This window comes from Gammaproteobacteria bacterium (genome assembly GCA_013214945.1).
Taxonomy (GTDB): Bacteria; Pseudomonadota; Gammaproteobacteria; order Enterobacterales; family Psychrobiaceae; genus Psychrobium.
Genome location: JABSRT010000043.1, coordinates 1 through 14,499 on the forward strand (window position 1 = coordinate 1; position 14,499 = coordinate 14,499).

Consider the following 14,499-nt stretch of genomic DNA (forward strand, 5'->3'; position numbering starts at 1 on the left):
CCCCCTCTCATCAAGTTATTAAGTACTAACTCAAGCTGCTGCTTTAAAAGTATTGAGGGCTTTAACTGATAGCCATAAAGCATTAACTGTAGAAGGGAAGCATCGGGAAATTTTGGACTACCAAACATTCCTCCATGTTCTTTATCTAGCTTTAAAATACTAGCGTTGAACTGTTTTACTGGTATTTCATCTGACCATAGATTTGGCTCATTAGTTTGTTGCGTTCTGATCTGAATGGACAAATTTTTTGCTATTTGCCTGAGCGTGGCGGGGCGTTTTTGCCAAATTGAATTTAACCGTTTAAGCATTTTTAGAAGTTTATCTTTGTTGACATAAGATTCTAAAAAGATGGGATCACCCTGAGGTGTTAATACCGCTGTAATAGGCCAGCCAGCACTGCCTTTCACTAATTCCAAAGCGCTGGATAAAAACTGATCAAGATTTGGGTTTATTTCACGATCCACTTTGATTGAAGTAAAGTTACTGTTTAAATATGCAGCCACAGTTAGATCGTTAAAACTTTCTTTTTCCATAACATGGCACCAGTGGCAAGTTGAATATCCAACAGAAATAAAGATAAGCTGCTGATTTTTCTGTGAAGATTCAAGCGTTGAGGTATGCCAAGCCTGCCAGTCTATCGGGTTATTAGCATGTTGAAGTAAATAGGGTGATGCTTCATTGATGAGACTGTTAAGGTACAAAGGCTGTGACCAGGGCTCGCCTGTATCTATAATTAGTTGCTTAATCGTTTGCTGTTGTTGATGATAACTTTGTTGCCATTGAGTAAAAGTCTTGGCTTCAATATCAGCATGGATAGGCGGTAAAATGGACTGAGCCCAGTTCAAGGGTGATATAAAACATAGCACTAAAATAAAGTGAAACTGAGACAAGGCTGCTCCTGAAAAAGTTAATTATGAAAAACCAATTCTAAATAAAGCTAATCTAACTTAATTTCAAACTGTTGATCTGCTTTGATATCATTCAAGTATTGTTTTTTACCATTTGGCCAGATAACTGTCACGTTAACCTTTTGCGCATTACCTAAACCAAAGTGCTGCACTTTAGGGTGAACAGACATATAACCAGAGGTGCTTCGTACTTCTCGCCAAAGTTTTTGTCCGTTAGGCAGGGTAACTATTATTTTGGCACCTATTGCATCAAGAGATACCTTTTGTGCAGGATTGCCATGTAACTTAATTTTAAGCCAGTGTCGATGTTTAGAGTTTAAGTTATTGTTAAATAATACTGCGGGCTCATGATAATTATTCACGATAATATCGAGATCACCATCGTTGTCAATGTCAAAATAACTTGCGCTGCGTGAATTACTTAATAAAGCTAGTCCTGAAGCCTTACTTTTATTATTCAACATACCCTGACTGTTTTCAAAAAAAACATTTTCTTCTCTAGTGTTAACAGGAATTACGGCCTGTTTAACAACTTGATTATTAGGATCACGATAATAAGGGTTTTTACTACTGTATATATTAAACTCATTCATGCCATTTAATACGTAGAGGTCTTCATCACCGTCGTGATCATAATCAAAAAAGTCAGCATCCCAAGACCAGCCAGTAGATGAATAACCTCGTGCTACATTCTGACTTAACTGATATGTAAGTTGACCTTGCTTATCGTTCGAAATAAACAGGTCATTAGCTTCAATCACCCGCATGCTAGCCAGTTTATCCGAATTGAATTTCAAAATGGTATCTTCATTGGGCAGTGTATAAGTTTCATCTTTATTCATAGTGACTATGTTTGAGATATAAATGTCTGGCATTTGATCTGCATTGAGGTCGGCAATACCTATGCCCATGGTATAAGAGGGTTTGTCGGTACCAAGCTGCTCTGATATTTCTTTAAAACGTCCGTTTTTTTGATTAATATAATAAGCATTAACCCCAAAATCATTACCGACAATAAGATCTTGCCAGTTGTCATTATTTAGGTCTGTATGAGTGACGGCCTGTGCCCAGCCTGTATTATCGATTCCTGAATTTTTAGTGATATTTTTAAATTTAAAGTTACCGATATTTTCAAATAATTGATTAGGCAGTCCGTTGCTATTGCGGCGCTTTAATGTTGGTAAATCCCCTTTGATATAATTACCAAAGTAAGTAATGTAAAGATCTAAATCCCCATCATTATCCAAATCGAACAAAGTAGCAGGGCCGCCAACTAAGCCAGTCCCGTTGAGATTAGCTATATTTGACATATCTTCAAAATATTTACCTTGAATATTCTTATAAACTCGGTGTTGATCATTGACGTAAGTAATAATGATATCTTGCCAGCCATCATTGTCGATATCAGCGATAAGTGGCTGACGTACTTCACCAGGAAGGTTATCTTGTGAACGTACCCAGTTGAGGCCATATTCTGCGCTTCGTTCTATAAAAGTACCATCGTGTTGATTAATATAAAGCTTATTTCCTCTCCCTCCCAATAAAAGGATATCAACATAGCCGTCATTATTAATGTCCTCTGCTGCTACACCAGAACCACCAAACGCGGGAGGAATAGTAATGATGCCCGTTTCTGCATCTTTCTTAATAAACGAGCGTAACTGACGATTAAGCCAGTCGGAAGAGTGGTGATCAAAAGAAATCCCTGATGTGGAAGTAACATTTGAAAAGCCTTGGCTTTGTGGCTGATCTTTGGCTGATGCTAACGCAATGTTTTTTTCATTGTATGGTTTTGCACTGCGGTGCAATGTCGTTTTAGATGCAATAATTTTTTGTGCTTGTGCTAAGTGGGAAGCTTTAAGACGTTGTTCATTTTGTTGTATTGCATATTCACCTGCTACACGTAATAACAAGACGCCATATTGCGCAATGTTTTCAACCATTAATTCCGTTGCAAAAGGGTCGGGTTCTAGATAAGTTTTGAAATTAGGTGAAAAAACTGCCTGCGTCAAATATTGCCAGTGAACCCCGGCATCACGAAAAGCGTCCATATCATAAGATTCAATATAAACTTGTTGTTTCTTGGTTAAATTATAGAAAAATAAAGCATCTTCATATTCATTGATTTTGTGCGGAATGTGCTGCATTGAAAAATCATATACAGATTTTTCAGATATCGTTGACGCCCCATTTTTCATTGCTATTTCTTGTGCACCGCGATATAAATCTTTGCTAAAAGTCGTCATTAAACGAGTGAAGTCATTAATGATAGCATCGGATTCTTTTTTATCTCTGGGCCAGCTGACTCTGGCAAAATAAACCTGAAGGTTACGTAAAAACAATTGATTATTAATTTTATTATATGTTGCATAAGCGGCCAGTTTTTTTTCAGCTGATTTTTTAAGTAAAGCTGGAACAATTAACTGGTAATCCTGTTTAGGCTCTACATCCGGTGTTTTCTCAAATTTAGCTAAAGATTGCCAAATATTATTAATATTGGCGACGGTAATTAATTTTACATTTTGTTTTCTAGCTGTGTTATCAGCAAGTTTTAGTACAGCTAGGGTATAAAAATCTAAGCTGTTTTTGAGAGTGATTATGGCTTTTTCTGTGAGTGGTAATAAATCAAAATCAAAATTGATTAATGCGGTTTGTTGTACCGCCAATACTGCTCTTAATGAATAAGCTATGCTAGCATATTGTCGCTTGTCATCTTTATGTAAGGTGAGGTTTAAGTTTTGACCAAATGTTAACTTCCAGTGGTTGTTTTGATCTTTGGTCACCTTAAAAACTAGGGCGATAACTGCTGCTATATGTTGCTTTAAAACAACTTCTTCGCCATCGGTCTCCGCTAATTTTGAGGCTTTTATCCAGATGTTTTCAATGAATTTTTTTTGCAGAATGTTCTTAGCAAAACGGGCATTGCTGTCAAGTGGAGTTCCAAACATAAAATCTTCGAGACGAGATGCTGTTGCGTAACACTTAGGCTCTGATTTTTTTTCGAGTAAATTAATGGCATTTAAAATATCATTAAGAGAGTTGTCTTCAGCTTCTGCTTCTGCATAAGTACTAAAGCTCATTAACGTTGCAAAAATTAAAAAACCTAAAATAAAAATAATTATCTGTACTTTAATCGTTATTGTTTTTTTTACTTCATATAACATCAATAGTTATGCCTCATTACACTCGATACTAGGCTACACCAATATATACCCGTGAACAGTGAATCTACAAGTTTTTTAACGGCTTAAAATCCTATCTACGGCGTTGCGTTCAATCCCAATAGCCAGCTATTGGTCAATCGCGCGCCTTGTACCTAGAATTTTATTCACACCACAAATTCCAGCATTTCCAATGCTCACGGGTATAGATACTTTAAATTAATGTTTACCCGGTTAATTTTAGTTCGTCGGCCAATACCAATAAAACCTAAAAGCAATATAAAGATTATTCCCATGCTGCCTCCAGACTTACTATTAACTTTAATTGATTGATATGCGGTAACAGTGATATCCACAGTACCGTTGTTTTCTCCGCCATTACCATCTGTTATGGTGTAATTAACAAAGTCATTACCATCAAAACCTGGCATCGGCTGATAAACCAGTTGATTATTACTAATGCTTACCGTGCCGTACAGGGCAGAGGCAGCACTAAGGGTTAAATTATCATCATCAAGATCTGTATCATTAATCAATACGTCAATGATTATGTTATCGCGATCTGTGGTTGCTGCGCTGTCGGCTTTTGCCTCCGGTGCTCGGTTGCTTTGGTTAATCTCTATTCGCACTACGCCACCGCCAAGCCCGCCCTGACCATCACTAATGACATATTCGATACGCACATTGCCCACATACCCAGGCTCAGGATTGTACTGTAACTGACTGTCTATCACTTGTACCTGACCTTGACTGGTACTGGCGCTTTCTAAGTTCAGGGTATCGTCATCGATATCACTGTCATTGGCCAGCACATCAATCATAATAGCGGTCAGATCATTGGTGCTGGCTGTATCGTCCTGCGCCAGTGGTAATTGATTGGTATCGACCACCAGAACAGTCACCGTCGCCGACGCGCTGCCACCATTACCGTCACTGATATTATAAATAAGCCGGTCACTGCCAATATAATCTGCAGGGGCTGTATATAAAACGCTATCACCCTGGATTACTGCGATACCCAAATCGGCATTAATGCTGGTGACGCTGAGCATGTCGCCATCGGCATCCAAATCATTGTCCAGTATACTTATTTGCACCTGACTGCTGTCTTTAGTGACATTAACCACATCATCCACCGCTTCAGGGAACTGGTTATTGCTCGCAGCCACAACCATTGTTACCGGATCAACGATAACCCTGTTTTCCACGCCGTCATCATCGTTCGGGCCGCCGTCTCTTAAGGTAAGTTGTATGCACCAGTCGCCTTCGCTTAAGCCAGGTGTCCAGTCACTGCCATCCCCCGGAGGTGGACAGAAACCCCGTTCACCTTTCGCTGAGCGGATCATATCTGTATCGGCTACTTCAACGAAGTCGCGCCAATATGTCTCGCCCTGTTCATCCTGACTGAATTTTCTGAGCATAGCACCGATTGGGATCGCATTATGTTGTGGCAGCACGATATTGTAGCTTTGACCTGCTTCAGCCAAGCCTTTGGCGATAAAGTCGAAAATACCTCCTATATTTTTAGTGCTTTCATCAGCCGGGATATCGGCGGGATCTAGTTGAATACCGGCATTATTGCTGAGCGATGCAATATGCCCCAGTTGCAAACAGCCACCGAGCTCGCCTTCCACTAAGAACTGCTGTTGATTATCACCCATTTCAGGTAAAACATTACAGGCGGTGATTGCATCCTGATAATCTGGAATGCCATCACCGTCTTGATCAAAATAGCCTTCTTCATTATCGGGAATGCCATCTCCGTCACTGTCTGCTGTTGTTAAAATTGGCAATGTATCAATCACTTTGACCGATACAAAGTCTGTATTACTCAACCCTTTATCGTCTGTTACCTTAACGCTGACACGGTACAGCCCCTTGTTTAAATTGGTCGGGTCAAAGATAAAAATCAGTTCATCTGATGATTGATTGACCAGAGTGCGATCACTGTCGCCCCAATCAATAACATGTTCGTCGTCTTTATTGGGATCTGAGAACGACAAGCTCACTTCCACTAAGCCATCAACTTGTGTTACGACGAGAGTATGAATACCGTTTTGTATCGCGCTCAGGACGACTCTGGGGGCTATATTTTGCCCTGAGATCAGGATTTTCTGACTAATTTTTGGGCCTCGGTTTAAAGTTGGATCCAGGGTAATAATAATATATTTACCAAGCTCGTTTATATCTGCATCAGCCAGTATATTAAAACTTACCTCCGCTTCAGTGCCTGATTCTATTATTATGTTGCCATCAGACAAGTCATGATCTAACTCGGCGCTGGCGCTGCCGCTGACCGTATAAGGAATAGTGAGCGGATAAACCGGCGAGTCACCATTGAGCAAGACTTTTATTGTTACCAGCTCACCCTGAACCACCGTCTGATCTTTATCCAATGAGATCAGCGGACGAATATTTACTTGTTGCTCTGCACTGGCTGTGCGCCCAGTAGCATCTTGGGTTTTCCAAACGGCCACGTTGGATCCAGGTTTATAAAATGGTGTGCCATCAAGCGAGACGGACAAGGAGTTGCCAAAACGGTCAGTAGCGCTGGCAGTGCCTAAATCAACCCGGGTATAGAGTGCTGTTGCATCGAGCGATATTGCTCCAGGTAGATTGATCTGGGGTGGTTCTTGTAATTCAATATCAACCAACACATTAATATTGATGCTAGCCTGGGCCGTTTCTCCCATATTATCCGTTAGGGTATAGACTAATTGAGTCGTGCCAACAAAGTTAGCAATGGCCTGATAGTTAAGTTGGTTATCTGTAATTGTCACACTGCCACGCTCAGCTGTAGCGCTCACTAAGCTCAGTGCATCACCGTCAATATCAGTATCATTTATCAAGGGATTAATAATGACTGACTGGCCCTCTATCACCTCAGTGGTATCGGCATTGGCTAGTGGCGCATCGTTGATTGGGGTGACTGTGATAGTAATGGTCTCAACTTGAGAGACGTGCTCACCATTAGTGACGCTAAAACGTATGTTATCTTGTCCGGTATAATTGTCATCAGGGATATAAGTCAGCGCCGGTATGGCGCCGGCCAACATCCCATGTAACGGCTGTTCAACGATAAGGTAACTTAAATTATTACCGTTGGGATCGATGCCGGTCAGATTAAGGGTAATACTGGTATCTTCTGCAACAGTCAGTTGCTGCCCGTTGGCAATCGGGGTTTCATCAATACTTAATACGTCAATGGTAAAGGCGGGCAAACTGGCTTGGGCGCCGGTTGGATCACTAACAGATATTTGAATGTCGTTATACTGATTTACCTGGCTATTATCTGGTTGCCCTGTTAATGCACCTGTCGCGTTATTAAAGCTGGCCCAGTCAGGTTTATTCATAATAGCGAAACTTAAGCTGTCGCCATCAATATCTTCAGCATCGGGCATAAAGAGATATCCCCCACCACTGAGTATGCTCAGAGCCGGTGCACCATTTATGCTTGGTGCGGTATTGGTATTGGTCACTGCAATATTGACCAAGGTAAGCTCTGAACTGGCTCCTAGCTCATCAATAGCCTGATAACTAAAGCTGATGTTGCCATCAAAACCAAAGGCTGGAGTATAAAATAAGCTGTTATCAGGGTTCAGGATAAGCTCACCAGAAGCCGGATGACTTATTAAATTCAGGGTGACGATATTGCCATCAATATCACTGTCGTTGGCCAAAACATTTAAGCTTATACTGGTGTTTTCAGCCATAGTGGCAAAGTCATTTTGGGCAAAAGGCCGATCATTAATCGCGCTTACATTTATACTGACGGTTGCAACCTCCGACTGGCTGCTGTGATCTTCGGCTATATAGGTAAAACTATCAGTACCATAGAAATTGCTATTGGGTATATAGATCCAAGGTTCGGCAAGGGTATCAAGCTGGCCATGTTGGGGTTGTGTGAGTGCACTAAAATGCAGACTATCCAGCTCGGGATCATAGCCACTTGGGGTAATCATTACCTGGCTGTCTTCGTTCAAGGTAAGCTCAAGATTATTAGCGATCGGGGTATCATTAATATTATTAACCACTAAAATAAAGGTTTGAGAATCAGTAAGTTTGCCGTTATCTATTACTATCAAGTTAATTGAATGTTCACCCACCTGACTGTTGTCTGGGGTGCCTAAAAGCTGGGCACTACCATCATGATTATCGATTAATTCCAGCCAGTCAGGCAGAACAGCTGTAATGGTTAACTCCTCATGGGCATCAGGATCAAGCACTTTAATACTGTAGCGGTACAGGCTATCTTCATCAACTTGACTAGCAGGAGCTGAAGTAAATGCAGGGGCATCATTTAGTGAAGTAATATTAATATTTACCTCAGTATCATTGGAAATGCCGCCTTCATTATCACTTATGTGGTAACTGAAACTGTCGTTACCTGCATAGTTGGCCGCTGGTGTATAGTTCAGGGTGCCATTAGTCGTAATGGTAAGTTCACCATGCTGGGTTGTAGCGATAATATTAATTGTGCTCTCATCTAAGTTACCGTCAATATCCGCATCATTGGCTAAAACTGCGAAATTTGAGCTAGTGTCTTCTGTCAGAATAAAAGTGTCCGGGTTGGCAATCGGCAGATCATTCACGCTTTGCACGGTTAAGGTTACCTTGGCAATATTGGATATACCAGACAGGTTATCTTCTACCTGATAACTGAAGTAATCTTCACCAAAAAAATTAGCCGCGGGTGTATAGCTGAACTTGCCGCTTAGTGGGTCAAGGTCAAGCTGACCTTGACTTGGTGGGCTAACTAAGATGACAGTGGAGGGATCTATGCCTTGTTCAACATCGGTATCATTGCCTAATACATTGATAAGGTGGCTCATATCTTCTAGTAATACAACAGTATCATTATTTGCGATCGGAGCATCGTTAACGCTGGTCACTGTTATGCTAACGTTAGCCTCATTAGATGTGGCATCTTCACTGTCTTTCACGACATAACCAAAGCTATCGCTGCCATTAAAATCTTTATTCGGCAGATAGCGAATGTCAGCTGTGATGGGATCAATACTGAGCTCACCATGACGGGCAGCAGTAATAATGCTAATAGTTGTTGGATCTATCTCACCGTCAATATCAAGATCATTAATCAGTATATTGAACGTAACCTGAGTATCTTCATTAGTTGTAATTATATCATCGGTTGCGACGGGGGCATCATTGCTACCGCTAATATTGAGAATAACAGTTGCTGCTTCACCTAAGGCACCGAAGCTGTCGGCGACCTGATAGGTAAAACTATCACTGCCATTAAAATTGTTAAAGGGACTGTAGTTAATTTTTCCATCAATGACCTGTGCCTGACCATTAACAGGTCGAGTAATAATAACTAAGGAATCAGAATTCAGCTGATCATTGGCATCAATATCAGTATCATTTTTTAATACATCTATCAGTACTGGGGTATCTTCTTGAGTTACCGTCAGATCATTATTGAGTGTAGGCAAATCATTCTGAGCATTGATAGTTATAGTGACTAGCGTGCTAGTCGAGAGGGCTCCCTGAAAGTCAGCAACCTGATATCTAAAGGTATCGGTGCCATTAAAGTTAACCGAGGGAGTATAAGTGATAACACCATTAGCGATATTAATATGAGTTTGACCATTTGCCGGCTTAACAATAACTGTAACACTAGAGGGCATTAGGAAGCCTTCAGCGTCGCTATCATTAGCCAGAACAGCAATAGCAACAGCACCATCTTCAACAAGACTGGCAGTATCCTCTATAGTGACAGGTGCATTATTATTTGTAGCGAAATTGAATTGTGACTCGTTTAGGCCAGCGAAAGTATTGCCATATAAATCGCTCAATATACCGCTATTAATACGTAAACCATATTGATTATCAGGGGCTAAGGTTTTTTTAAAGACAAGCATGACCGTATTACCACTTATAGTCACTTGCTGGCTTGACGTTGCCAAATCTAAACTTTCAATAATGACATTATCATTGAGACTAACCAATTCAATAATGCCAGCATCATTTTTTAGCTGCATTTCTTTATTAAAGCTTAAAGTGATAGTTAGATTGTTAATGGAAACTTCAGTACTTTGATGGGCAGGGGTTTTCGATAACAACACCGGTATTGTAGGATCGTAATTGAGCGTATATTTGCTTGAAGCACGGTTATTATTTCCTGCGCTATCTCGGACTGCGTTGGCCGCGACATCTAATATTACCATTCCAAGGATGGATGGGGTAATGGTTGCGGTATAAATATGGTCGCTTCCTGAAAAGTTACTGACACTGGAATTTACTGCATCAATGTCTGTTAAATCAAAACCTGTGACCGCTTCACTGAAAGTAAAAGTGGCGGTAAAGGCGCCATTGACAGCAGCAACTGGATCACTGCTTATCTCCAAAGTCGGTGCGCTGGTATCATGCATTATGCTGTATTGGGTCGCTGCGCTGCTCTGATTACCAGCACTGTCCTGCGCCGCGCTTGCCGCGACATCTAGGGTAACTGCACCATCACTAGTGGGAGTGATTAATGCAGTATAGGTGAAGCCAGAGCCAGAAACCGTTGCGGCAATGCCGTTATCCACTGAGATATCGTCACTGGAAAACCCAGTGACGGTTTCACTGAAAGTGAAAATGGCAGTAAAGGCTGTATTGATAGAATCATTAACTGTACTAGTAATGCTAACAGTAGGTTTGATATTATCAACCGTAAATGTAGAGCTTGGCCCAAATGAGGGAGCTAAACTAGTGCCATTTCGCGCTGAATTTTCGGTAATGCTTATGCCTAAACTACCATTACCTGAAATATTCGACAGGGTAACAGTAGGCGAATTAGTCTGGCCATTTGTTACAGCAATAGTGGCGTTTGCACCTGTTTTATTTAATGTAATGGCACTATTAGTTAAATTAACATTTTCTGCGTTTGTGTAAGTAATCGAATAGCTGACTGGTCCAGTAGAAGCTGTAATGATACTTGGTGCCGATATGCTTAAACTTGGCGTTGGCGTGGTTGGTATGGCACTGTATTGCAAAGATAACGGTATTGCGGCTGAATTTTTAACGGTATTAATAATGGCATCGTCAGCCACATTAGCTGCAATATCCAAGGTAAGGGTACCATCGGTAGCAGGCACAAGATCAAAAGTATAGGAGAGACCAGAACCAGAAAAATTAGTGGCAGTGCCATTAGTGATGTTGACATCATCAACTAAAAAATTATTTACTGCACGACTAAAATCAATGTTTATCGGAATAGGGCTCACAAACGTTGGATTTGATGCGGTTGTTGAAAGCACCACTGTTAGCTGCTCTACAGTTAATACATCATTTGCAGCCGGATTAGCTGTATTATTGCCATTCACAGTTGCACTGACCTGACTAGTCGAACTGTTATATTGACCTGTCGTTGCATCAGCAGGGATCAGTAAAGTTAAATCAAAGGTACAGGATTCACCGGGTTGAAGTTCCCCGCCAGAAAAGGCCACTATCGTTGTTCCCGACAGAGTTGAAATCGGACCACAGGGCGTGTCTGGTAATACTGTCGCTGTAAGAGAAGTTAAAGAAGCACTAAGACTATCAGTAAACTCGATACTGCTAGCAGCTAACGCACTAGCGGCATTACTAATAACATATTGTAATGTGATAGTTGATCCCGGTAACGCTGGAACACCGATAAAAGACTTGCTAAATGTTAATCCAGAAACCAGGAATTGATCCCATGCTGCTCCTGAAGAGGTTGCAGTTGAGGTAATTGCAGAGACAGTTGAACTGTGGAGCGTATATGATCCCGGCGTCGCGCTTGATGGTACTTGTAAGGTTGCAGTAAAGGTACAGCTTTTATCTGTTGATAACGATGCCCCAGTTAAGGTGATTATTGAAGTACCGCTTAATAAAGACCCCGCACCACAGACATCGCTCTTACTTAAATCTGTTGCTATCAACCCTGAAAGTACGCTATCAAGATCCAAAGAAAAACCTACCGATGTTGCATTGTTTATAGCATTTTCACCATAATTAAGAGTAAATTGAGCCGTTATCGTCGCGCCTGGGCTTACATAATCTTCAACAATGGCTAAAGACAAAGCAGGGGCGGCTATAATATCGAGATTATCAGATGCGGCCGTTCCATATACAGTTGCTCCATTGACAGTTGCTCTAACCATATTGGTTGAATAGTCGTAGGTGCCTGGAGTGGCTCCAGATGGAGTAGTAAGTAGCAAATCAAAAGTACAACTTTCAGCAGCAGCCAGATTTGCGCCATCAACCATAAAAGACTTAAGTCCACTACCATCATCAAATACAGAAAAAGTAGAGCCGGCACCGCAGGAACCAGCCGCTGGTAATATTTTAGCTTCAAGCCCGGCAAGAGAAGAATTGAGCCCCTGAGTAAAAGTAATGGCACTAGTTGCATTAGCTGTATCGGTGTTTTCTATTGTATAACGTAATATTACGTCACTTTCTGGGCTTACTGGATCATCAATAAACGTTGCCGTAACTAGAGGGGCATAATTAATAACAAAGTTGTTAGTTATACTCGGTGAGCTAGTGGTTGATCCTAAATTAAGCGAAACAATACTGGTGCTATTGCTATAGCTGCCGGCAAGAGCATAGCTTGGAATAAGTACCGTCACCTCAAAGCTACAGGAAGCCGCTGCTGCCAAATTTGCACCGGAAATAGTAATAGTTGAAGAGCCCGAAATAGAGGAGCCTGCACCACAAAAGCCATCGGCAGGCAAAGCGGTTGCAATCATGCCCGTTAACGCTGCATTTAAATCATCAGTAAAATTAATGTCAGTTGCCGCATTATTTCGATCTAGATTATTAGTGATAGTAAAAGCTAATTTAGCTGATTTTCCTGGGGCTATCGTCGCAGGCAGCGATGCATACATAAATGGATTTGTGACAGTTAAAGAAGCTGTTGTTGCTCCACTTGGTTCTGCACCATTTTGACTTAAACTTCCTGTCGTATTTAAATAAGTTCCAGGTGAATCGGCGGTTACATTAATCTCAATAGTACAAGTCATATTGGCGAGAATAAAACCTCCTACTAAAGTAATAACGTTACTTTCGGGATTGGCCGTAATCGAATCAGGTGAGGGACAATCTGAGGATACATCAGGGAATGACGAAACAGTAAGCCCTGTGGGTAAGGTATTTAAAAATATAAGAAAAAACTTAAGGCTATTGTTTGGGGAATTATCTATTGTATATTTCAACCTGCTGATTGAGCCCGGGGTAATGCTAGCTGGCGAAAATTCAGAGGTGAATCCAGGGCGAGCAGTATCAACGGTTAAGTTTGCACTTGCTGTGCCAGCACTGCCAGCGCTGGTTGATAAATCCCCGGTTGTATTAGTGAATGCTCCGCCAGTAGTACCAGTTACATCAACAGTTAACGTACAAATACTGCCAGCTCCTAATCGATAACCACTAAAGGTCACTAAATCTGTACCTGCTGTTGCAACATAAATACCATTTGTACAAGTAGAGGTCGCGTTAGCAGGATTGGCAATTAAGAGTCCTGTTGGCAGAGTATTACTAAATGTCAGATCACTAGTACCTGTTGTTTTAGCACTATTATCAATAGTATAAGTTAGCGTTGTAATAGCGCCTGGCCCAATTGTCGTCGGACTAAAAACCGTAGTAAAATTGGGAGCAGCGTAGATTTCAAAACTCACGGCTAAGCTAATAAGCAGAAAACAAGATCTAAGTAGAAAAAAAGATCGAAATAAAGAGTTTTGTATTTTATTCATTAATTATTCCGTTCTGTGTTTTTCTGGCGTAACACCTGATCCAAGTAAGCCCTAACAGCATTATCAGAATCATGCCCATGCTTCCTCCTGAACCTGATTTCGTTTCAGGTATTGCGTCTACAGTGATATCTACCGTACCGTCACTTTCGCCACCGTTACCATCAGTTATGGTGTAGTTAACAAGGTCATTACCATCAAACCCTAGTTTTGGCTGATAAACCAGCTGGTTATTACTAATGCTAACAACTCCCTGCTGGGCTGAGGCGAAACTAATAGTTAAATTATCACCATCAAGATCTGTGTCATTAGCTAGTATGTCTATGGTTATGTTATTGCGTTCGGTGGTTGTTGCGCTATCGGCGACGGCCTCGGGCGCTCGGTTACTTTGGCTGATATCTATTTGCAGTACGCCACCGCTAAACCCGCCTTGACCGTCAGTGATAGTATATTCAATACGTGCACTGCCAACATATTCAGGCTCAGGGCTGTACTGTAATTGATTGTCTATCACTTGCACCTGACCTTGGCTGGTGCTGACGCTATCTAAGCTCAGGATATCGTTATCGTCATCACTGTCATTGGCCAGCACATCAATCATTATATCGGTCATATCATTGGTGCTGGCTGTATCGTTCTGCGCCAGTGGTAATTGATTGGTATCGACCACCAGAACAGTCACCGTCGCCGACGCGCTGCCACCATTACCGTCAC

The 14,499-nt window shown here is 41.3% G+C and carries 4 protein-coding genes; all 4 read right to left on the reverse strand.

The genetic code is table 11. From position 1 onward, the window contains the following. The coding region (locus tag HRU23_19870; protein ID NRA56402.1) for a DUF255 domain-containing protein at nucleotides 1–890 on the reverse strand (890 nt) is incomplete at its 3' end. A gap of 47 nt (nucleotides 891–937) precedes the next feature. Next, nucleotides 938–4,075, reverse strand: a complete 3,138-nt coding sequence (locus HRU23_19875) for a CRTAC1 family protein (protein ID NRA56403.1) — start codon at nucleotides 4,073–4,075, stop codon at nucleotides 938–940. 191 nt (nucleotides 4,076–4,266) lie between these two features. Beyond that, nucleotides 4,267–13,788, reverse strand: a complete 9,522-nt coding sequence (locus HRU23_19880; protein NRA56404.1) for a tandem-95 repeat protein — start codon at nucleotides 13,786–13,788, stop codon at nucleotides 4,267–4,269. Next, nucleotides 13,781–14,499 (reverse strand): tandem-95 repeat protein (locus tag HRU23_19885; GenBank protein ID NRA56405.1); only part of this gene is annotated, 719 nt, incomplete at its 5' end. The genes HRU23_19885 and HRU23_19880, both read right to left, overlap by 8 nt.

What these genes read in the sequence shown, in the direction of transcription:
- HRU23_19880 (NRA56404.1), bottom strand. Translation starts at nt 13,788, where the DNA reads ATGAATAAAATACAAAACTCTTTATTTCGATCTTTTTTTCTACTTAGA.